General features: G+C 70.4%; 16 protein-coding genes. 13 read left to right on the top strand and 3 right to left on the bottom strand.

Features of this window, described 5'->3' with window-relative positions:
* Nucleotides 1-42 precede the first annotated feature (42 nt).
* The 9 genes from G531_RS19975 (at nt 43) to G531_RS19990 (ending at nt 9351) form a co-directional block, all read left to right on the top strand.
* Nucleotides 43-1938 carry a penicillin-binding transpeptidase domain-containing protein gene (locus G531_RS19975; protein WP_051214959.1) on the top strand — a complete coding sequence of 632 codons (1896 nt, stop codon included), beginning with the start codon at nt 43-45 and terminating at the stop codon, nt 1936-1938.
* A gap of 140 nt (nt 1939-2078) precedes the next feature.
* On the top strand, nt 2079-2693 hold the full coding sequence (cobO, locus tag G531_RS0102735; RefSeq protein ID WP_026926077.1) for a cob(I)yrinic acid a,c-diamide adenosyltransferase: 615 nt from the start codon (nt 2079-2081) through the stop codon (nt 2691-2693).
* Complete coding sequence (cobC, locus tag G531_RS19980) at nt 2687-3772, top strand: Rv2231c family histidinol phosphate aminotransferase CobC (RefSeq protein ID WP_051214960.1); 1086 nt, start codon at nt 2687-2689, stop codon at nt 3770-3772. Before cobO ends, cobC begins: the two co-directional genes overlap by 7 nt.
* A 31-nt stretch (nt 3773-3803) precedes the next feature.
* The gene (gene cobT, locus G531_RS0102745) at nt 3804-4817 is read left to right on the top strand and encodes a nicotinate-nucleotide--dimethylbenzimidazole phosphoribosyltransferase (RefSeq protein ID WP_026926078.1); all 1014 of its coding nucleotides are present in this window, start codon (nt 3804-3806) and stop codon (nt 4815-4817) included.
* A 13-nt stretch (nt 4818-4830) separates the two neighbouring features.
* Nucleotides 4831-5601 (top strand): adenosylcobinamide-GDP ribazoletransferase, encoded by a 771-nt coding sequence (locus G531_RS0102750; RefSeq protein WP_026926079.1) that lies wholly within the window; start codon nt 4831-4833, stop codon nt 5599-5601.
* A 5-nt stretch (nt 5602-5606) separates the two neighbouring features.
* Nucleotides 5607-6131: a bifunctional adenosylcobinamide kinase/adenosylcobinamide-phosphate guanylyltransferase gene (locus tag G531_RS0102755; protein ID WP_026926080.1), complete on the top strand. Its 525-nt coding sequence runs from the start codon at nt 5607-5609 to the stop codon at nt 6129-6131.
* On the top strand, nt 6131-7111 hold the full coding sequence (locus tag G531_RS19985) for a cobalamin biosynthesis protein (RefSeq protein WP_035757054.1): 981 nt from the start codon (nt 6131-6133) through the stop codon (nt 7109-7111). The genes G531_RS0102755 and G531_RS19985 overlap by 1 nt, the downstream gene beginning before the upstream one ends.
* 85 nt (nt 7112-7196) lie before the next feature.
* Nucleotides 7197-7889 (top strand): response regulator transcription factor, encoded by a 693-nt coding sequence (locus tag G531_RS0102765; protein ID WP_026926081.1) that lies wholly within the window; start codon nt 7197-7199, stop codon nt 7887-7889.
* A gap of 4 nt (nt 7890-7893) precedes the next feature.
* Nucleotides 7894-9351 (top strand): sensor histidine kinase, encoded by a 1458-nt coding sequence (locus G531_RS19990; protein ID WP_051214961.1) that lies wholly within the window; start codon nt 7894-7896, stop codon nt 9349-9351.
* Nucleotides 9352-9396: 45 nt separating this feature from the next.
* Here G531_RS19990 and G531_RS0102775 read toward each other — a convergent pair whose 3' ends face one another.
* Nucleotides 9397-10311 (bottom strand): DNA-3-methyladenine glycosylase family protein, encoded by a 915-nt coding sequence (locus G531_RS0102775; protein WP_026926082.1) that lies wholly within the window; start codon nt 10309-10311, stop codon nt 9397-9399.
* Between the two features lie 172 nt (nt 10312-10483).
* Between G531_RS0102775 and G531_RS19995 the strand changes: the two genes are divergently transcribed.
* Entirely contained in the window at nt 10484-11782 is a 1299-nt protein-coding gene (locus tag G531_RS19995; RefSeq protein ID WP_145978635.1) for a YibE/F family protein, read from the top strand.
* A gap of 78 nt (nt 11783-11860) precedes the next feature.
* On the opposite strand, the gene G531_RS0102785 is transcribed toward G531_RS19995, so the two are convergent.
* Complete coding sequence (locus G531_RS0102785; protein WP_051214963.1) at nt 11861-13105, bottom strand: endonuclease; 1245 nt, start codon at nt 13103-13105, stop codon at nt 11861-11863.
* A gap of 240 nt (nt 13106-13345) precedes the next feature.
* Complete coding sequence (locus tag G531_RS24290) at nt 13346-14368, bottom strand: class F sortase (RefSeq protein ID WP_145978634.1); 1023 nt, start codon at nt 14366-14368, stop codon at nt 13346-13348.
* Between the two features lie 234 nt (nt 14369-14602).
* Here G531_RS24290 and G531_RS0102795 point away from each other — a divergent pair, with 234 nt between their 5' ends.
* The 3 genes from G531_RS0102795 to G531_RS0102805 all read left to right on the top strand — a co-directional run bounded on the left by G531_RS0102795 (nt 14603) and on the right by G531_RS0102805 (nt 21008).
* Nucleotides 14603-17365, top strand: coding sequence for a cation-transporting P-type ATPase (locus G531_RS0102795; RefSeq protein WP_026926084.1), 2763 nt, complete (start codon nt 14603-14605; stop codon nt 17363-17365).
* Between the two features lie 224 nt (nt 17366-17589).
* A complete protein-coding gene (locus G531_RS20005) occupies nt 17590-19767 on the top strand; it encodes a transglycosylase domain-containing protein (RefSeq protein WP_051214965.1) in 2178 nt (725 codons plus the stop codon).
* 65 nt (nt 19768-19832) lie between these two features.
* A complete protein-coding gene (locus G531_RS0102805; RefSeq protein WP_026926085.1) occupies nt 19833-21008 on the top strand; it encodes a thiolase family protein in 1176 nt (391 codons plus the stop codon).
* Nucleotides 21009-21461 lie beyond the last annotated feature (453 nt).

Below are 21461 nucleotides of genomic sequence, written 5' to 3' on the forward strand. Positions count from 1 at the left end.
GGATTACCGGCAGCGATTGCCCCGGGTCTGTAGGGTGGCCCCGTGCTGAGCCCCCAACGCGTACTCACCGCCAGCGCGGCAATCACCGTCGCGCTGGTGCTCGCAGGCTGCACCAAGGGCGGGACGCTGCCCGGGCTGTCCGGCCCCGACCCGGCCGAGGACGTGACCCGGCTGACCCAGGCGCTCAGCAACACCGATCTGTCCCAGATCCCGGCCAGCGCCGATGCCCAGGCCGACCTGACCGAGATCCTCAAGGGGATGGACGGGATCAAGCCGACGGTCACCTCGACCAATGTGAGCCGCTCCGGCGACGCCGCCTCGGTGGGCCTGAAGTTCGTGTGGCCCTTCCCGTCGGGCCCCTGGGAGTACACCACCGCCGCCACCCTGCAGTTCCAGAACGACAAGTGGACGCTGCAGTGGAACCCCAACGTGATCCATCCGCAGCTCACCGAGCAGACCCGGATGGTGCACCAGAACACCCAGGCCACCCGGGGCCGGATCCTCGGCAAATTCGGTACGCCGATCGCCCAGGAGGAAGCGATCCTGCGCTACGGCATCAACAAGGCCAAGGTCGACGCGGCGACCGCGGAGTCCTCGGCCGGTGCGCTCGCCGACGCGCTCAAGATCAACCGGGACAACTACGTCACCAAGGTGAAGTCCGCCGGCGCCCAGGCCTTCGTCGAGGCCATCACCCTGCGGATCCAGGCCGACCAGCCCGATGTCTCCAAGATTCCCGGCGCCGAGACGATTCGCGGCGCGCGCACCCTGCCCATCGACGGCACCTTCGCCCCCGAGTTGATCGGCACCGTCGGCACCGCCACCGACAAACAGGTCGCCGACTCCAAGGGCGCGCTGCTGCCCGGGGACCAGACCGGGATGAACGGGCTGCAGTCCCGCTACGACGAGCTGTTCCGGGGTACGCCGGCGGTCAAGGTGACCCTGGTGCCACGCACCACGCCCACCCCGGCGCCCGGCGCGACGGCCACCCCGGCGACCACCCAGCCGATCACCGTGCTCGACGTCGGCGCCACCACCGGCGGGGACATCGCCACCACCTTGGACATCGATCTGCAGCGCAAGGCCGAAAAGGTGATCGGCGGCGTCAGCGGTGCCGCCTCGATCGCGGTGATCCAGCCCTCCACCGGCAAGCTGGTGGCCGCAGCCAACTCCGACGGCTCCGCGGGCAATCCGGATGCCACCTTCGGTCGCTACGCCCCCGGCTCGACCTACAAGGTCGTCACCGCGCTGGCCCTGCTGCGCACCGGGATGACCCCCGACTCCCAGGTGAACTGTTCCCCGACCGCGACCGTGGACGGACGCCAGTTCAAGAACTACTCCGACTTCCCCAGCAACCGCAACGGCACGATGACGCTGAGCGCGGCCCTCGAGACCTCCTGCAACACCGCCTTCATCAACGAGGTGGGCAAACTCTCGGTGGAGCAGCTGCGGGAGGCCGCGGCCAGTCTGGGGCTGGGCCAGGACTACGACGCCGGGTTCGCCTCCTTCTTCGGCAACCTGCCGGAGGCGGCGACCAAGACCGAGCTGGCCGCCTCGCTGATCGGGCAGGGCCAGGTCGAGGCGAACGCGATGGCGATGGCGGCGGTGCCCGCCTCGGTGCAGGCCCGCAAGACCGTCGTGCCGTACCTGATCGATCAGAAGTTCCCGCCCCAGCCGAGCAAGCCGCTGACCCAGGCCGAGGGCGATCAGCTGGCCCAGATGATGGAGGCAACCGTCAGCCGCGGCACCGGGTCCAGCCTGCAGGGGGTGGCCAAGGGCGCCAAGACCGGCACCGCGGAGTACGGCAATGACACCCCGCTGAAGACCCATGCCTGGATGATCGCGTACGCCGACGACATCGCGGTCGCGGTGTGGGTCAAGGACGGCCAGTCCGGCGGATCCACCGCCGGGCCGATCATCAAGCAGTTCCTCCAGCAGTAGGCTGCAGCAGCACATGACCGTATCGATGCACTCAATGCCCCAGCGGGATCGGCAAACTGCCGCTGACTGAGGCCGCTGAACAATGAGCGCACCGAAACGGCGCTATCGCGCCGTAGAGCCCTGTCCGAAGGAGCTTCCCGATGCCCGAAGGAACCCCTGACGTCGTTCCCACCGACGGTCTGACCACCCGGCAGCGCCGACACCGGCCGCTGACGATCATCAACACCGGCACCGGCAAGGGGAAGACCACCGCGGCCTTCGGCACCGCTCTGCGCGGCTGGAACCAGGGCTGGTCGATCGCGGTGTTCCAGTTCGTCAAGTCGGACAAGTGGCACATCGGGGAGAAGTCCGCGCTGCAGGCCCTGGGCCGGGTCCATGACCAGACCGGCGAAGGGGGCCCGGTCGAATGGCACGTGATGGGCTCGGGCTGGTCCTGGAAGCGCAAACCCGGGGCGCCGGACGACCATCAGGCGCTCGCGGTGGAGGGCTGGCAGGAGATCAAGCGCCGGCTCGCCGCCGAGGAGCACACGCTGTACGTCCTGGATGAGTTCACCTATCCGGTCAAGTGGGGCTGGCTCGACCTCGACGACATCGTGACGACCCTGACCGAGCGCCCCGGCTTCCAGCACGTCATCATCACCGGCCGCGACGCCGACCCGCGCCTGATCGAGATCGCCGATCTGGTCACCGAGATGACCAAGATCAAACACCCCTTCGATGCCGGTCAGAAGGGCCAGAAGGGCATCGAGTGGTGAACGATCCGGCCGGGCCGGCGCTGCCGGATCTGGGGCACCACGGGGACCGGGAGGTCGGCCCCGGGCTGCTCGACCTGGCGGTGAATGTCCGGCGCAGCGCCCCACCGCCGTGGCTGGCCGAGATCATCGCCGCCACGATCGGGGACCTCGGGGCCTACCCCGACCCGGCCCCGGCCCGCACCGCGCTCGCCGCCGCGCACGACGTCGATCCGGCCATGGTGCTGCCGACCGCCGGCGGCGCCGAGGCCTTCACCCTGCTCGCCCGCGCCTACCCCGCAGCCCCGGCGGCCGTGGTGCATCCGCAGTTCACCGAACCGGAGACCGCCCTGCGCGCGGTGGGCAACCGGCCCACCTGGGTACTGACCGATCCGGCCGACGGGTTCGCGCTCCACCCGGAGCAGGTGCCCACCGATGCCGACCTGGTCTTCGTCGGCAACCCGACCAACCCGACCGCGGTCCGGCACCCGGCAGCGACCCTGCACCGGCTGCTGCGCCCGGGCCGGATCCTGGTGGTCGACGAGGCCTTTCTGGACGCCGTGCCGCTGACCGCCACCGGTACCGAGGCGGACACGATGATCGCGCCGGACATGCCCGGCCTGGTCGTGCTGCGCTCGCTGACCAAGACCTGGGGGCTGGCCGGCCTCCGCGCCGGGTACGCCGTGGGCGACCCGGCGGTGATCGCGGCCATGGCGGCCCAGCAGCCGAACTGGTCGGTCTCCACCCCGGCGATCGCGGCGATGATCGCCACCGCCGATCCCGGGCCGCGCGCCGAGGCGGCCGACGAGGCGATGGTGCTGCAGCAGTACCGCGACTACCTCGACTCCGGCCTGCGAGGGCTGGGCCTGGCCCCGGTGCCGGGGGTGGCCCCGTTCGTGCTGGTCGAGGTCGGCCCCGGCGTACGCGAGGCGCTGCGCGCGGCCGGGTTCGCCGTCCGGCGCGGCGACACCTTCCCGGGGTTGGGCCCGCAGTGGATCCGGATCGCGGTGCGCGAACCCCACCTCACCGACGCCCTGCTCGGCGCGCTGGGCCCGCTGCTGCATCGTGGCCCCCACCCGGGCACCCCGGGCCCGAAGGACTAGAGTCAACACGCCCCTACCGGGAAGGAACCCCGTGATCACGCCCCCCTCCGCCACCGTGTACGCCGAGGCGCTGGCCCGCAGCAACGCCCAGGCCAAACCCACCGGAGCCCTCGGGCGGCTCGAGGAACTCGGCGCCCGGGTCGCGTCCTTCCAGGGGACTTGCCCGCCGCGCCCCCTGGATCGGGTTCGCGCGGTCGTGCTGGCCGGCGATCACGGCGTTGCGGCGTACGGGGTGTCGGCGTACCCGGCGGAAATCACCCCGGCGATGGCGTACGCGATCCTCGGCGGGACCGCGGGCATCAACGTGCTGGCCCGGCAGGCGAACGCGACGGTCACCCTGCGCGACCTGGCGGTGGCGGTCGAGCTGACCGCGCCGGCGGAGGTGTCGCAGTACAAGGTCCGGGCGGGTTCGGAGCCGATCCACCTGGCCGATGCACTGACCGCCGACCAGACCCAGCAGGCCCTGGACGCCGGCACCCGGATCGCCCGGGACGAACTCGCCGCCGGCGCCGACCTGCTGATCGTCGGCGATCTCGGCATCGGCAACACCACCCCCTCGGCCGCCCTGATCGCGGCCACCCTGGGCGTACCCGCCGACACGGTCACCGGCACCGGCACCGGCCTGGACGAAGCCGGCCGGGCGCACAAGGCTGGCCTGATCCAGGCCGCCCTGGAGCGCACCGGGGGCCATCCCGACGATCCGGTGGCCCGGCTGCGGGCGCTCGGCTCGGCCGACCTGGCCGCCGGCGCCGCCTGCATGGTCGAGGCCGCCCGCAACGGCGTACCGGTGCTGCTGGACGGGGTGATCGCGGTCGCCGAGGCGGTGCTGGCGGAGTCCCTGGAACCGGGCGCCAAGGACTGGTTCATCGCCGGCCACCGCTCCCCCGAACCGGGACAGGCCGCCGGCCTGGAGTGGCTCGGGCTGACCCCGATCCTGGACCTCGGGATGCGGCTGGGCGAGGGTTCCGGCGCGATGGCGGCGGTGCCGGTGCTGCGGGCCGCGGTGGCGGTGCTGGGCGAGCTGGCGCTGCTCGCCGACCTGTGATCCCGGAGGGCCGATGAGCCGGTGGCGGGACGGGCTGCGGCTGGCGGTGGGCACGCTGACGGTGCTCCCGACCCGGGTGATCCCCTCCCGCGGCATTGCCGGGTACGCGATGGCGCTGGCCCCGATCGCGGTCCTGCCGCTGGGCGGCCTGGCCGCGCTGGTCGCCGCCCTCGGCTCCTGGGCCCGGCTGCCGGGCCTGCTGACCGGCCTGCTGGTGCTCGGCGCCATCGTGCTGGGCACCCGGGCCATGCATGTGGACGCGGTCGCCGACGTCGCCGACGCCCTGGGCGGCGGCTGGACGCCGGAACGGGCCCGGGAGATCCTCAAACGCGGTGATGTCGGGCCGATGGGGGTGACCGCGCTGCTCCTGCTGCTCGGCTGCCAGGCGGTCGCGATCGGCGAATTGGCCGGGACCGGGGCGTTCGGCTGGATACTGATCGGCGCCACCGTGGTGCTGTCGCGCTCGGCGCTGGCCTGGTCCGCGCGGGTCGGGCTGCCGGCCATGCCCGGTTCGAGCCTGGGCGCGCTGATGGCCGAGACCCTGCCGCGCTGGGCCGGCGCGGCCTGGACGCTGCTCGCCGCCGGGGCACTGGCCGCACTCGGCCGGCCGGCCGGCCTGGCGTGGTGGCAGGGGCCGGCCGCCGCGGTGCTGGCCGCGGTGGTCTGTTGGGGCTTCACCGGGCTCTGCCGCCGACGCTTCGGCGGGATCAACGGCGATGTGATGGGCGCCGGGATCGAATTGAGCTGGCTCGCCCTGCTGCTGGTGTGTCTCGTGGGAAAATAGTGCCCATGAAAACGCTGGTCATCGGAGGCGTCCGCTCAGGCAAATCCGCCCACGCCGAGAAACTGCTGGCCGACGCCGATCGCGTCGACTACGTGGCGCCCGGACCGATGCCCGACGAGGGCAAGGATGCGGAATGGGCGGCCCGGATCGCCGCCCACCGGTTGCGCCGGCCGGCCCACTGGCGCACCATCGAGACCACCGATGTCGCAGCCGCGCTGTGGGCGACGGCGAACCCGGTGCTGGTCGACAGCCTCGGGACCTGGCTGAGCGCCCACCTGGATCAGTTGAATGCCTGGACCACCACCGGCTGGGACGGTGAACTGCGCCAGCGGATTTTCGAGACCGCGGAGGCCTGGGCCGCCTGTGAGGAGGATCTGGTGATGGTGACCAACGAGGTCGGCTGGACCCTGGTGTCCGAACACGCCTCGGGCCGGCTGTACACCGACTGGCTGGGCCGGATCAACCAACTCTTCGCGGCCCGCTGCGACGAGGTGCATCTGGTGGTCGCGGGGCGGGTGTTGCAGCTGTGATGGGCTGGGCCGACGGCGGCGGCCTCGTCTTCGGCTGGCTGCTGGACGAGGGAATCGGCGATCCGAAGCAGAATCACCCGGTCGGCGGGTACGGCAACGCGGTTGCGGCGCTGGAGCGCCACACCTACGCCGACTCCCGGGCCGCCGGCCTCGCCCACCTGGCCCTGGCGGTGCTGCCGGTGACCGGGCTGGGCTGGCTGTTGCAGCGGGTGAGCCGGGACCGGCCGATCACCCGGTTGGTGCTGACCACCCTCGCCACCTGGACGGTGCTCGGCGGGCGCTCCCTGCAGCGCGAGGGCGAGGCGGTGGCCGCCCTGCTGGCGGCCCACGATCTGCCCGAGGCGCGCAAGCGGATCCGCAGCCTGGTCGGCCGCGATCCGGAGTCGCTGGATGCCGAGGGGCTGGCCCGCGCCGCGGTGGAGTCGGTTGCCGAGAACACCTCCGACGCGGTCGTGGCGCCACTGTTCTGGGGGGCGCTGTTCGGCATCCCGGGGTTGCTGACCTATCGCGCGATCAACACCCTGGACGCCATGATCGGGCACCACAACGAGCGCTACGAGCGGTTCGGCTGGGCCGCGGCCCGGCTGGACGACCTGGTCAACTGGGCGCCGGCCCGGCTGGCCGCGCTGCTCACCGTGCCGGCCACCTTCTTCAACGGGGGCAATGCCGCGGCGGTGTGGCCGGTGGTCCGCCGGGATGCCGGCAAGCACCCCAGCCCGAACGCGGGTCGGATAGAGGCTGCCTTCGCCGGGGGCCTGGGCGTACGCCTGGGCGGGTCGAACAGCTACGGCGGCCGGTGGGAGGACCGCGGGACCCTCGGCGACGGTCCCGCGCCGACCCCCGACGATCTGCCGCGCACCACGATGCTGTCCGCGCTGGTCGGCGGATTCGCCGCGATGAGCCTGGGGCACCTGGCCCGGGTCCGATCCAACCTGACCCGTCGTGCCGTTCGGCCGAAAAGTGTCCGACCGCCCGCATAAAGTGTCCAGCAACAGACGTGGTCCGGCCGTGGGTGCCCTCCCGCGTCCGGCCCAGGCCCGCGACGACCCGATGAGAGAATGAAGCATGCACATCCTGGTGGTTGATGACGACCAAGCCGTTCGTGATTCCCTCGCCCGTACGCTGCAGTACAACGGTTACGAAGTCTCCACGGCCGTCGACGGGGTGGAGGCGCTGGCCCGGCTGTCGGCGTCCCGCCCGGATGCGGTGATCATGGATGTGATGATGCCCCGGCTGGATGGGCTGGAGACCACACGGATGCTGCGCTCCACCGGGAACGACGTGCCGATTCTGGTGCTGACCGCGCGCGATGCGGTCGGGGACCGGGTGGACGGCCTGGACGCCGGCGGCGACGACTATATGGCCAAGCCGTTCGCGATCGACGAGTTGCTGGCCCGCTTGCGCGCCCTGGTCCGTCGCTCGGGCAGCGGCGCGAACGGTGAACACGACGACAGCACGCTGACCTTTGCCGACCTGTCGATGAACATCGCCACCCGCGACGTGGTGCGCGCCGGTCGCAAGATCAGCCTGACCCGCACCGAGTTCGCCCTGCTCAAGGCCTTCCTGCAGAATCCGCGCAAGGTGTTGGAGGACTCCTGGTTGCTCAAGGAGGTGTGGGGCTTCGACTTCCCGACCTCGCGCAATTCGCTGGAGGTCTATGTGGGCTACCTGCGCAAGAAGCTCGAGGCGCAGGGTGAATCCCGGCTGATCTGGACGGTGCGCCGGGTCGGGTACGCCATGCGCGAGACCCAGCCGTGATGCGGTGAGGCTCCCGAGGTTCCGCTTCCGGGCCCCCTCCCTCGCCCGCCGGATCACCCTGCTGACCGCCATCGCGGTGGCGGTGTCGGCGATCCTCAGCGGTGTCGCCGGGTACTTCAACGCGCAGTCCTCGCTGTACGCCCAACTCGACCAGGAACTGCTCGGCACCGCCGTGGCCACCGCCGACGCCGTGGCCGGGGACGTGACGAACCTCGCCGGCGTCGATCTGCAGTCGCTGCATTCCACCGAGACGATCCTGGTGCTGCTGAAAGCCGACGGGACCCGGATCCGCCCGCCGCAGCAGAAGACGCTCGAGCTGGGCCCCACCGAACTGGCGGTGGCCCGGCTGCAGCACGGCTCCTCCACCCGGACCGGGACTGCCTCCGACGGGCAGTCCTATCGGGTGGTCGCGGTGCCGCTGACCGCGGACAACGGCGGACAGTACGCCCTGGTGATCGGCCGACCGCTCGCCCCCACCCTCGGCCTGCTCGATTCGCTGCGCAACGTGCTGATCGTGGTGGGCCTGGCCGGCGTCCTGCTGTCGACCGCGCTCGGCCGCTGGGTGGCGAACCAGTCGCTGCGTCCGGTGCGCCAGCTCTCCGACGCGGTCACCCGGATCGCCAAGACCGACGTGCTCGACCCGATCGAGGTGCACGGCAACGACGAACTTTCCCAGCTGTCGGTCTCGTTCAACTCGATGCTGGCCTCGCTGGCCTCCAGTCGCGCCCGGCAGAACCGGCTGATCGCCGATGCCGGGCACGAGTTGCGCACCCCGCTGACCAGCCTGCGTACCAACATCGAACTGCTGGTCGCCGATGAGAAGGCGAACATGCTGCCCGAGGGGGCGCGCGGGGAGATCCTGCGGGACGTGTCCGCCCAGTTGCGGGAGTTCACCAGCCTGATCAACGACCTGGTGCAGCTGTCCCGCGGCGAGTACGCCCACCCGGCCAAGGAACTGCTCGACCTGCGGGTGCCGATCAACAGCGCGCTGGAGCGGGCGCGGCTGCGCGGTCCGCAGCTGCACTTCCAGGTGACGCTGGAACCCTGGTGGCTCTACGGCGAGCACGACGGGCTGGAGCGGGCGATTACCAACCTGCTGGACAATGCGGTGAAGTTCTCCCCCGCCGGCGGCACCATCACCGTCACCCTGCACGAGGCGCACCTGGTCATCTCCGATCAGGGGCCGGGGATCGCCGAGGAGGACCTTCCGCACATCTTCGACCGGTTCTATCGCTCGGATCGGTCGCGGAACACCCCCGGCACCGGTCTCGGGCTGTCCATCGTCGCGCAGACGGTGGCCCGACACGAGGGGTGGGTCCGGGCGGCCCGGGCCGAGGGCAATGGCGAGGAGGACGGCGGCGCGGAGTTCACCGTCTTCCTGCCCGGCTGGGCCAGCGAGGAGCTCGCCCGCGCGGCGGCCGAGCCCGCCGGAACCGGCCACGAGGAGCCGACCGGCCGCTGAGGCCCGGCCGCCGGATCGGGCTCCGAGTCCCGGGGCCGACGCGGGTCAGTGCGGCAGATGGGTCGGCAGCGTACGCCGTGGCCCGTGGCGCGGTGGCAATCCGATCCGCAGGCAGAGCGCCTGGATCCGCAGCCGGTGCCCGTAGTAGGGCGCCAGCAGTTCCCGGCAGGCGTCGTTGTCCAGCACCTCGCCGGTCAGCGCCAGGGTGATCGCCCCGGGGACGTGATAGTCGCCGTCGCTCCACGCGTCGGGATCGCCGTGGGCCCGCTGGCGTACCTCGGCCGAGGTCCACGGCCCGACTCCGGGCAGCGACTGCAGCGCCTGATCGGCCTGCGGTCCCGAGCGGGTCAGCGTACGCTCCAGCGCGTCGGCCCGGCGCGCCCCGGCCAGCAGCGCCACGGTCCGGGAGCGATCCACCCCGGCCCGGATGAACGCCCAACTCGGCAGGGCGGCCCACTGCTCCCCGCTCAGCGGCAGCCGCATCCCGGCCGCCGGATGCCCCCGGTCCCCGCTGCTCGCGGGGCCGGGCGCGGGCTCGCCGTGCCGCAGCAGCAACGTCCGATACGAGGCGTACGCCTCCTGCCCGGTCACCTTCTGCTCCAGACACGCCGGGGCGTACGCCTCCAGGACCGCGCGGGTCCGGCCGATCCGGGGTACGCCGAACTGCCGCAGCGCCGCGGCGATCACCTCGTGGTGGGGTTCGAAACCGCTGGGGTCGTCCTCGGCACCGAGCAGGGCAGGGACCGCGGTCAGTGCCCAGTCCGCACCCGGGCCCCACGCCCGCACCACGACCTCGGCACCCCCGGCGATCTCCAGCAACACCGGCCCCTCGGGAGTACGGCTGGCCCGCCACCACACGTCGCCGACGCGGCGTACGCTGGGATCTCCGGCTCCGCGCCGCAGCGGCCCGAGGAAGGGTCCCAGCGGCTGGGCCGGAAGTTGACGCGATTTTGGCCCCACGGCGCCGAGAGTACGCTGTGATCCTGGTTTCGGACCCCGAAACCCGCCGCCCGGGCATCGGGGACGCGCTGGAGGAGAGGTAGATTCACCGAATCATGAAGTTCCATACCGCAACGCCCTGCACTGCGCCGCGCTGTCGGCGTGGCCTCGGGCTCCGGGGCAAGGAGTGATCGTGGCGCATTCTCATTCCCATGTGGCTCCGCCACCGCTGACCCCCGAAGCCAAGGCACAGCAACGCCGCGCGCTGCGCATCATGCTGCTCACCCTGATCCCGCTGGCGGTGTGGACCATCGGCGGACTGATCATGCTGTGGCCGACCAATACCGCCGCGCACGTGAAGTCGGACATTTCCACCTACTCCGTGGCGGGGCTGCAGATCCCCACCGGTCGCATCGTCGAGGCGCAGCCGATCCCCTGTGACGGGCTGACCGGCAGCACCCAGGCCGGCGGCGCGGACCAGCAGCAGACCTGTGGCAAGGTCAAGGTGCTGATGCTGGACGGCCCCGAGGCCGGTCAGGAGATCCCCGAGATCACGATGACCGCTCCGGTCTACTCCTCCGGGGTGCAGATCGGCCAGAACATCAAGCTCTTCCGGGTGCCGATGGAGGGCGCCCCTCCGGCGTACCAATTCGCGGAGTTCGAGCGCACCGCTCCCCTGATCGTGTTCGCGATCATCTTCGCCGCGGTGGTGATCCTGGTCGCCCAACCCCGGCGCGGGATCGCCGCCCTGCTCGGGCTGGTCTTCTCGCTGTTGATGATGGCGTACTTCATCTTCCCCGCGCTGATCTCGGGTTCCAACCCGATCATGGTCGGCCTGATCGGATGTTCGGCGATCATGTTCGTGGTGCTGTACGCCACCCACGGCTTCTCCGCGAGAACCACAGCAGCGCTCCTGGGCACCTTGTTCGGGTTGTTGATAGTCGCTGTGCTCGGGTACGTCGCGGTCAGTTGGGCCCACCTGACCGGAGTGGCCGCCGAGGATGACGTGCAGTTGGCCGCCTCCGCGCCGGACATGAAGATGACCTCGGTGGTGTTGTGCGGCATGATCATCGCCGGTCTCGGCGTGCTGAACGACGTGACCATCACCCAGGCCTCCGCGGTGTGGGAGATCGCCGGCGGCGGGGAGACCCGCACCTCGGTGCTGTTCCGCCGGGGCATGCGGATCGGGCGCGATCACATCGCCTCGACGGTGTACACGATCGTGTTCGCGTACGCCGGCACCGCCCTGGCCACCCTGCTGATGCTCTCGGTCTACAACCGGCCGATGCTGGAGACGATCCAGACCGAGATGTTCGCCACCGAGATCCTCAGTTCCCTGGTCGGCGCGATCGGCCTGGTGCTGGCGGTCCCGCTGACCACGGCGATCTCCGCGGCGGTGGTCGGCGCCAGCCAGCGCAATCGGGGCGAGATCTCGCTGCGTACCGATGGGGGCGGCGGCGGACTGCGCGGCGACGCCCTGGTCGACCGCTGACCCGGGCCCCGTCCCGACTGAACGCGCCGGTCCCCGGCACCGCGATGGTGCCGGGGACCGGTGCGTTCGGTGCGGGGGTCAGCCCCAGATGGCCCCGGCGTACTCCGGGTGATCGATGAACGGGTTGCGATTGCCCTGGATCTGCTGGATCCGGTCGTTGCGGCGCTGCTCGAACGCGTCCGGCGGGTCCTGCAGGTGCCACTGCAGCAGCACCGACTTCCGGCCGTGCAGCGGGCGGGTGCCCGAGGAGGTGGTCTCGGCCAGCTCCAGGTCCGGGCCGTCGGAGCCGTCGTAGCGGACGTCCATGTACATCAGCATCCGGGCCACATCGCCCTTGACCGCGTCGCGCGGCTCGAAGGAGTCGGCGTCGGTGTAGTTGCCGGGCGCCTCGGCGACCGGTGCGCCACCGTTGTCGAAGTCCTTGTTCGATCGGATCGAGTTCACCGTGACGTTGGCCGGTCGCAGGTGGTGGATGTCGGTCCCGGCCCCGGCGGTGGTCCCGAAGTCGCCGTGGGACTTGGCCCACACGTGCTCCCGGTTCCATTGGGTCTCCCCGCCGCCGTTGTCGCTCTTGGCCTGTGACTTCCCGGTGTAGAGCAGGATCACGTTGGCGGTGTTGCGCGGATCCTCGTCGGTCTGCTTCAGCGCGTCCCAGACCGCGGTGTAGGACAGGCGCCGGTTGTCGTCGATGATGTCGTGCAGGGTCAGTTTCAGCGCCTGCCCGGTCTTGCCCGCCGCGGCGGCGTAGTAGCCGGTCGACGGAGTGCCGGAGGTCGGGCTGGGCGAGCTGGTCGGGCTGGGCGAGCTGGTCGGGCTGGGCGAACTCGTCGGGCTGGGGCTGGGGGTCGCGGTGACCCGGGTGATGGCGCTGGGGTCCTTCAGCCCGGGATGGGAGAAGTACGCCGCCAGGGTGCCGGTGACCTCCAGTTGCGTACCGCGCAGCCCCGGATTGCTCCGCAACCCGTACGTGCTGCGGAACTGGCTGGGGATCTGGACGTACAGCATGCGCGAGGGGGCCGTCTCGGTCGGGCTGTCGGCCAGCGCGAGGGCGTAGTCGGAGGGGTAGTTGGAGGTGACCACGGTGTTGGTCGCGGTGGGCTGCCCGACGACATAGCCGCGGACGGTGGCGGTCCCGGAGTTCGCGGAGATCGCCTGGGCGACGGAGCTGGCCGTCGCGGCGTGGGCCTGACCGAGGCCGAGGCCGGCCAGGGTGAGCACGGTGGCCAGAACCAGTGCGAGCGCCGCGCGGACGCCGGTGCGCGGCCGGTCCCCGGTGGATGAGGTGGGGGCGGTACCCGAGGAGGTTCGGGAGGACTGGGACATGGGGGTTCCTGAGGTAGCAGGGGTGGGCGGCTTCACCCTTGCGGCGCCACTGCGTTCCCGCCAAGAGCGGCTGCGGCGGAAGCTTCCCCCTGGCCGACGGCGTACTCCCGGACGCAGGTTATCCACAGGTTTTCCCACAGACTCGGGATAACTACACCTGTGTAAGTAGCAGGATGCGACAGGCAGGTAACCGGTCCATGAACGCGCGGGGCGCGGATGCGCGATCCGTCCGCGCGGCGCTCAGGCCCGGGCGACGTAATCGGCGTACATGATCACCCGGGACTCGTACTCCCCGGTGCTCTTGTTGCGGTCCCAGCAGGTCATGATTGCCAGCTGCGGCCGGCCGGACTTGTTGTGGTAGATCCCGGATCGGGGGTCGTAGTCGGCCACCCGGAACTTGATCATGTCGCGGAACCGATAACAGGCGACCTGGCCACCGTCGCCGACCACGCGGATCACATCCCCGGACCGGATCCCGGTACGCAGGTCGTTGCCGAGCGCGGCGCCACTGGCCCAGGAGTGGATGTTGATGATGACGTTGCCCTGGCCGCTGCCCGGCCGGGGCGACTTGTTGTACCAGGCCGCGGAGTACATCTGATTCAGCGGCGGAGCGCCCGGGGCCCCGGTGGAATCCTCACCGACCGGCCGCAACGGGACGTCCACGCCCATCCGGGAGAGCTGGAACCGGGTCACCCCGGTGAAGGATCCGCCGCTGCTGACGCAGCGCCCGCCCTCGTTGGCCGATTGACCTGACCCGGTGGTGCCCGACCCGGTGGTGCCCGACCCGGTCGTGCCGCTCTTGCCGGCCTCCTGCTGTCCGGCGCCTTGCTGACCGGCGCCTTGCTGACCGGCGCCTTGCTGACCGGCGCCCTGCTGACCGGCGCCCTGCCGGTCGGCTCCCGGCTGCCCGGAGTCCCCCGTACCCGGTCCGGCCTCTGCGGCCGGTTGCGGTGTGGCGGGCGGCTCGTTCGCCGGGACCGGGTCGGGTTCGGGAACCTGCAGCGTCGGCATGGTGGCCGCGGGCTCGGGTGCCCCGTCCCCGTCGGTACTCGGCGCGGCCGGGGACGCCGGATCGGCCGGCCACGCCGGCGCGGCGCTGACCTGCTCACTGCTGCGCGCCGGCCAGAAGATCGCGCCGAAGATGGCCAGCGGGGACAGCAGCAACAGCACCGCGAGGATCAGGATCGGCGTGCTCGGCCGGGTGCGCCGGCCCAGGGGTCTCCCGAGAAGCTGACGCGTAGGTCTCCTGAGATGCTGGCCCATGGGACTCCTGAGAATGGGGGACAGCCAGCAGCCTAGGCAGCCACCCGGTCGCGTGCCGCAGCCGTGGCAGCGGAAACTGCCGCTCATGCTGGACAGATGTGAGACCGGACACAGGGTCCCGGCGCCTCCCCCCTCCCCTGCGGCACCGAACCGTCCCGATCCCTAGACTTGAAGGGCGCGACACCATCACAGCTGACGAGGCCAGTTGCCCCCGGGCGGGCCTGAGGGGTGCAGATGACGAATCCGAAGTCGGCCGAACCGACCACCGACCTGATGGCCGACCACACCGCCGACCCGGTCGAGCGACCCCATTCGCTGGCCGTTGCCGAGGTCACCACCGGCCTGGCGAGCACGCTCGAGGGGCTGACCAGCGCCGAGGCCGCGGCCCGACTGGAGCGCTTCGGCCCGAACAAACTGCCCGCGGGCAAGAAGGAATCGGCGCTGATGCGGCTGCTGCGGCAGTTCCACGATCCGATGATCTACGTCCTGATCGGCGCCGCGGTGCTGACCGCACTGCTGGGCGAGGTCGTCGACACCATCGTGATCGCCGCGGTGGTGCTGATCAACGCGACCATCGGTTACCTCCAGGAGGGCAAGGCCGCCGATGCGCTGGAGGGCATCCGGAACATGCTCTCCCTCCATGCCCAGGTACGCCGCGACGGATCCTGGCACACGGTGGACGCCGAGGACCTGGTGCCCGGCGACGTGGTGCGGCTCAGTGCCGGCGACAAGGTGCCCGCCGATCTGCGGCTGACCAGCACCACCAATCTGCAGATCGAGGAGTCGGCGCTGACCGGGGAATCCCTCGCCGCCCACAAGAGCCCCGACCCCGTGGCCGCCGACGCCGGGGTCGGCGACCGCAGTTCGATGGCCTTCTCGGGCACCACCGTGGTGGCCGGGTCGGCCATCGGGGTGGTCACCGGCACCGGGACCCACACCGAGATCGGCCACATCACCAACATGCTGGACGAGGTGGAGTCCCTGGAGACCCCGCTGGTCCGGCAGATGTCGCAGTTCAGTCGGACCCTGTCGGTCATCGTGGTGATCATGGCAGTGGTGATGTTCGGCATCGCCTGGCTGTTGTACGAGCAGGAGACGATCGCGTCGCTGGTGATGGCGGCGATCAGTTTTGCCGTCGCGGCGATCCCGGAGGGTCTGCCGGCGGTGCTCACGATCACCCTGGCGCTCGGCGTCCAGCGGATGGCCAAGCGCAACGCGATCACCCGCCGGATGAACTCGGTGGAGACCCTCGGCTCGGTCACCGTGATCTGCTCGGACAAGACCGGCACGCTGACCCGCAACGAGATGACCGTACGCTCGGTGGTCACCCGGCAGGGCTCGTACGCCGTGACCGGCACCGGGTATGCCCCCGAGGGGACGATCACCCGCGACGGCGCCGAGGTCGACCCGGCCGATCACCCGGACGTGGTCGCCCTGGCGCGGGTGGCGGCGTACGCGAACGACTCCTCGGTCACCCAGGAAGGCGATGCCTGGGTGCTGTCCGGTGAGCCGACCGACGGCGGCCTGCGTACGTTCGGGCTGAAGGTTGGGTTCGGGGAATCCGAGGACCGGCTGGCCGCGGTGCCGTTCGATTCGGCGTACAAGTACATGGCCACCCTCGATGACACCGACCTGCCCGACGGCAGCCACGCCCGGCTGATCCACCTCAAGGGGGCGCCGGATCGGCTGCTGGAACGCTGTGACCACCAGCAGGCCCCCGGGCGGCCCGGCCTGCGGGCCGAGGACCTCGAGCCGCTGGACCGGGACTTCTGGGAACAGCAGATCGACGAGCTGAGCGCCCAGGGCCTGCGCGTGCTGGCGGCCGCGGTGCGGCGCTGGGAACCGGACACCCTCGAGCGGACCGATGTCGATGCCGGGGGCTTCGTCTTCCTCGGCCTGTACGGGATCATCGACCCGCCCCGGGAGGAAGCGACGGCGGCGATCCGGGCCTGCCACGGCGCCGGAATCCGGGTGAAGATGATCACCGGCGACCATGCCGGCACGGCCTCGGCGATCGGCCGGGAGATGGGCATCGGGATCGGTAAGGAACCGATCTCCGGACCCGAGCTGGAGCAGGCCAGCGACGAGGAACTGCAGGTGCTGGCGCAGCGCCACGACGTGTTCGCGCGGACCAGTCCGGAGCACAAGTTGCGGCTGGTCAAGGCGCTGCAGGCCGACGGCGAGGTCGTCGCGATGACCGGCGACGGGGTGAACGACGCCCCGTCGTTGAAGCGGGCCGATATCGGCGTGGCGATGGGCATCAAGGGCACCGAGGCGACCAAGGATGCCGCCGACGTGGTGCTCGCCGACGACAACTTCGCAACCATCGAGCGTGCGGTGGAGATGGGCCGCACCATCTACGACAACCTGCAGAAGGCGATCATCTTCATCCTGCCGACCAACGGCGCGCAGGGGCTGATCATGTTGGTGGCGGTGCTGCTGGGCTGGACGCTGCCGCTGACTCCGGTCCAGGTGCTGTGGGTGAACACGATCACCGCGGTGACGCTGTCGCTGGCGCTGGCCTTCGAGCCGGCCGAGGCCGACATCATGAGCCGGCCGCCGCGCAAACCGGGTGGATCGATCCTGCCCGCGTGGGGCCTGATCCGGATCGCCTACGTCTCCGTGCTGATCGGCGCCATCACCATCGTCGTGTTCATGGTCGGCATCCAGGTGCTGGACAAGGACCTGGCGGTGGCCCGGACCGTCGCGGTGAACACCCTGGTGGTCGGACAGATCTTTTATCTGTTCGCCAGCCGGTACGCCCGGGTCACCTCGCTGCGCAAGGAGTTGTTCACCACGAACCCGGTGTCCTGGCTCACCGTCGCGATCATGATCGTGCTGCAGTTGCTGTTCGTGTACGCCCCGTTCATGCACACCGCCTTCGCCTCGGCCTCGGTCCCGCTGTTCGACTGGCTGCCGTCGCTGCTGGCCGGGGTGGCGGTGTTCGTCGTGGTCGAGATCGACAAGCTGATCGTGCGGACCCGGCACAAAATGTGAACGTGCGGACCCGGCACAAAATGTGAACGTGCGGACCCGGCACAGAATGTGAACGTGCGGACCCCGCAACGTGTGCGTGGCGGAGCCGGGCACACTGAGGGCACAGCGGTACCCTGAGGTAACGATTCGGGACCGGCCGCCGATGGAGCGGCCCCGGGAACGTGTTACGGATTGATCGGCTTGATCCGGACACATACCGTGTAGGCATGTCTCCGGGTTCGCGCATGCTGCTACGCAACTTGGGTCGCTTCGGTTCGCGACTCGCCCTGTTCATCGTCGTCAGCATTTTTGCTGGCGTCCTGGTGGCCGCACTGTTCATCCCGGCGGCCGGCATGATGGCCCAGGCGGCCCAGACGGTCTCCAGCGGCATGGATACCGTCCCCGCGGAGCTGGAAACCCCGCCGCAGTCGGAGAAGTCGACGGTCTACCTGTCCACCGGTGAGGTGCTGGCCGAGTTCTACGACGAGAACCGCACCTACAAGCCGCTGAGCGAGATCGCTCCGGTGATGCGGCAGGCGCAGATCGCGATCGAGGACCACCGCTATTACGAGCACGGCGCGATCGACACCCGGGCCACCATGCGCGCGCTGGTCCGCAACACTTCTTCCACCGGCGGTACGCAGGGCGGCTCCTCGATCACGCAGCAGTACGTGAAGATGGTCCAGGTCGAAACCGCGGCGCAGAACGGTGACAAGCAGGGGGTCGCGAAGGCCCAGGAGCAGTCGATGTCCCGCAAGATCCAGGAGTTGCGGTACGCCGTGGCCCTGGAGAAGCGGCTGAGCAAGGACGACATCCTGGAGCGCTACCTGAACATCGCCTATTACGGCGACGGCTCCTACGGGGTCGAGTCGGCGGCCCATCATTACTTCAACACCACCGCGAAGGACCTCACCCTCGACCAGGCCGCACTGCTGGCCGGCATGGTGCAGAATCCGGTCGCGACCGACCCGGTCAACTACCCCCGGGTGTCCCTGGAGCGCCGCAACGTGGTGCTGAACCGGATGGCCGAGCTGAATGTGGTGTCCGCCGAGGACGCCGCCACGGCCCGGCAGGTCGGGTTCGACAAGTCCAAGGTCCAGCCCAACCGCAATGGCTGTGTCTCGACCCGCTACCCGTTCCTGTGCGACTACGTGAAGCGGGAGTTGGAGAACACCCCGGGTCTGGGCGCGACCAAGGCCGAGCGGCGCAACACGCTGAACCGGGGTGGGTTGCAGATCCACACCCAGATCGACCCGCGGACCCAGGATGCGGCCCAGGCCGCGATCGACAAGGTGTTCGATCCGAAAGATCCGGTCATTTCGACCACGACAATGGTCCAGCCGGGCACCGGGCTGATCCTGGCGATGGCGCAGAGCCGGCCGGTGATGGGCAACGACCAGGCGGCCGGGAACACCTACTACAACTACGCCGCACCGGGCCCGGGCAACGAGGTCGACATGGGCGGCGCCGAGGGCTATCAGGCCGGATCCACCTTCAAGGCCTTCACCATGGCTGCCGCGCTGGAGAAGGGGATCCCGATCTCGAAGACCTACGACGCGGCAGAGCGGATGCAGTTCGGCGGGACGACCTTCACCTCCTGTTCCGGTCCCTTCAAGAGCGGCCCCTGGGAGCCGGCCAACTCCACCGGCCACAACGGAGTGATGGACATGCGGACCGCCGCGATGTGGTCGGTGAACACCTACTTCGTTCAGCTGGAGCGCGAAACCGGGATCTGTGAGACCACGCGGATGGCCCAGCGCCTGGGGGTGGAGTTGCAGGACGTCAACGGCGTTTCGCCGGACAACTTCCCGTCGTTCACCCTCGGCGCCTCCGAGGTCGCCCCGATGCAGATGGCCGAGGCGTACGCGACCTTCGCCTCCGGCGGGATTCACTGCAACCCGGTGATCCTGCAGCAGGTGACCAAGAAGGACGGCACCGAGATTCCGGTCTCCAACGCAGACTGCAAGCGGGTGATGGACGAGCGGGTGGCCAATGGGATGAACTCGATCCTCCAGTCGGTGATCGAGCAGGGCACCGGTACCCGGGCCCGGGTCTCGGGGGGATACCCCCAGGCGGGCAAGACCGGCACGATCGACGACAACCAGGCCGTCTGGTTCGCCGGCTACACCCCGGAGGTCGCCGCGGTGTCGATGATCGCGATCGACAAGACCCACCCGTACTGGAAGTCCGAGCAGTGGCGGCGGTCCACCCCGAGCCTGAAGGGCATCCGGTTGCCGGCCAGCAACACCTACCTGGAGGGCTCCGGCGGCGGTGACGCCGGCCAGGACCTGTGGCGTCCGGCGATGACCGAGGCGCTCAAGGGCAAACCGCGGACCGGTTTCGGTCGGGTCGACCCGAAGGTCCAGGGGCAGGGGCAGAATCCCCCGGCAGCCTCGCCGAGCAGCTCCCGGTCACCCGGCTGAATCAGCGTTCACTTTTCTGCGTGAGGCTATTCCGTCGGCGTTGAATTTCTGCGAAGGTTAGGGTCATGTCAAACAAGATCATCATCGTCGATGGCGCCCGCACCCCGGTCGGGAGCTTCGGGAGTGCGCTGAAGGACGTTCCCGCGCACGAACTGGGCGCCGCCGCGGCCAAGGCCGCGCTGGAGCGGTCCGGCGTCGCCGCCGACGACATCCAGGAAGTGGTGATGGGCTGCGTGGGTCAGGTCGGCCCGGACGCCTACCTCGCTCGCCGGGTTGCGCTGGCCGCAGACCTGCCGACCAGCGTGCCGGCGCTGACGGTGAACCGGCTGTGCGGCTCCGGCCTGCAGGCGGTCTGGTCGGCCGCCCAGGAGATGCAGTGGAGCGGCCTGGACCTCACCCTCGCCGGTGGCGCGGAGAACATGAGCCGGGTCCCGTTCAATGATTTCAACGCCCGCGACGGGTATCGCCTGGGCAATCACACCCTGGTCGACGGCACCCTGGGGCTGCTGACCGATCCGTTCTACAACATCCACATGGGCGTCACCGCGGAGAATGTGGCCGAGCGTTACCACGTGACCCGCGAGGAGCAGGACGAGTTCGCCCTGGAGTCGCAGCGCCGGGCCGTCACCGAGGCCGCCGCGGCCGCGTTCGCCGAAGAGATGATCAGCATCACCACCCCGGGCCGCAAGCCGGTCGAGGTCACCACCGACGAGCACCCCAAGCCGGACACCACCTTGGAGAAGCTGGCCAAGCTGCGTCCCGCGTTCGTCAAGGACGGCACCGTCACCGCCGGTAACGCGTCGGGGATCAACGATGCCGGTGCCGCGATGGTGCTGGCCTCGGAGAAGGCGGTCGCCGAGCGCGGGCTGAAGGGCCTGGTCAGCATCGAGGAGGTCGTGGTTGCAGCGCTGGAGCCGGAGATCATGGGGTACGCCCCCGTCCCGGCCCTGGCCAAGTTGTGGGAGCGTACCGGGATGGTGCCCGCCGACATCGACGTCTTCGAGGTGAACGAGGCCTTCGCTGCCCAAGCGGTCGCGGTCGTGCGGGACGCGAAGCTGGATCCCGAGCGGGTCAACCCGTACGGTGGCGCGATCGCGCTGGGTCACCCGATCGGTGCCACGGCAGCGATCCTGACCCTGCGGGCGGCCAAGTTCCTCGTCCGGGAGGACAAGGAGCACGCTGTGGTGACGATGTGCATCGGTGGCGGGCAGGCCCTGGCCGCCCTGCTGCGCCGCTACTGAGTTCCGGTACGCCGCTGGTCGGTACGCCTCCACTGCCTGTCGCCCTGCGTGGCGGGCAGTGACTCTTTCGGGGAGAGTGCGTTTCGGGGAGGACCGGTTTGGGTGCGGTGTTCGCGGGCCGGCCTCGGGGCGCGCGGGCCGGCGTCGGGGCGCGCGGGCGCGCGTCGGAGTTCGCGGGCGGGCCTCGGAGTTCGCGGGCGGGCCTCGGAGTCCGCGGGCGGGCCTCGGAGTTCGCAGGCCGCCATCCGGCCCGCGGGCCCTGCAGGAACCGCGCACTCCACCCGCGCCCGCGAGCTGCACGAGGACCCGCGAAAACCCCCAAGAGCTCCCGACCCCGACGGCTGCACCAGGCCGACGAACGAGCCTGGGAAGGCCACCAGCGACGCAACCTGGGTGTTCGCGGGCGGCCGCCGGAGTGCGCAGGCCGCCATCCGGCCCGCTGGCCCTGCAGGA

Source organism: Granulicoccus phenolivorans DSM 17626 = NBRC 107789 = JCM 15570, assembly GCF_000423085.1.
Taxonomy (GTDB): Bacteria; Actinomycetota; Actinomycetes; order Propionibacteriales; family Propionibacteriaceae; genus Granulicoccus; species Granulicoccus phenolivorans.

Excerpts from the sequence above, each read along its gene's own strand:
- G531_RS20005 (WP_051214965.1), top strand. The coding sequence starts at position 17,590 with ATGCTGCTACGCAACTTGGGTCGCTTCGGTTCGCGACTCGCCCTGTTC.
- G531_RS0102765 (WP_026926081.1), top strand. The coding sequence starts at position 7,197 with ATGCACATCCTGGTGGTTGATGACGACCAAGCCGTTCGTGATTCCCTC.
- G531_RS0102785 (WP_051214963.1), bottom strand. The coding sequence starts at position 13,105 with ATGTCCCAGTCCTCCCGAACCTCCTCGGGTACCGCCCCCACCTCATCC.
- G531_RS0102750 (WP_026926079.1), top strand. The coding sequence starts at position 4,831 with ATGAGCCGGTGGCGGGACGGGCTGCGGCTGGCGGTGGGCACGCTGACG.
- G531_RS0102795 (WP_026926084.1), top strand. The coding sequence starts at position 14,603 with ATGACGAATCCGAAGTCGGCCGAACCGACCACCGACCTGATGGCCGAC.
- G531_RS0102805 (WP_026926085.1), top strand. The coding sequence starts at position 19,833 with ATGTCAAACAAGATCATCATCGTCGATGGCGCCCGCACCCCGGTCGGG.
- cobO (WP_026926077.1), top strand. The coding sequence starts at position 2,079 with ATGCCCGAAGGAACCCCTGACGTCGTTCCCACCGACGGTCTGACCACC.
- G531_RS19985 (WP_035757054.1), top strand. The coding sequence starts at position 6,131 with ATGGGCTGGGCCGACGGCGGCGGCCTCGTCTTCGGCTGGCTGCTGGAC.
- G531_RS0102755 (WP_026926080.1), top strand. The coding sequence starts at position 5,607 with ATGAAAACGCTGGTCATCGGAGGCGTCCGCTCAGGCAAATCCGCCCAC.
- G531_RS24290 (WP_145978634.1), bottom strand. The coding sequence starts at position 14,368 with ATGGGCCAGCATCTCAGGAGACCTACGCGTCAGCTTCTCGGGAGACCC.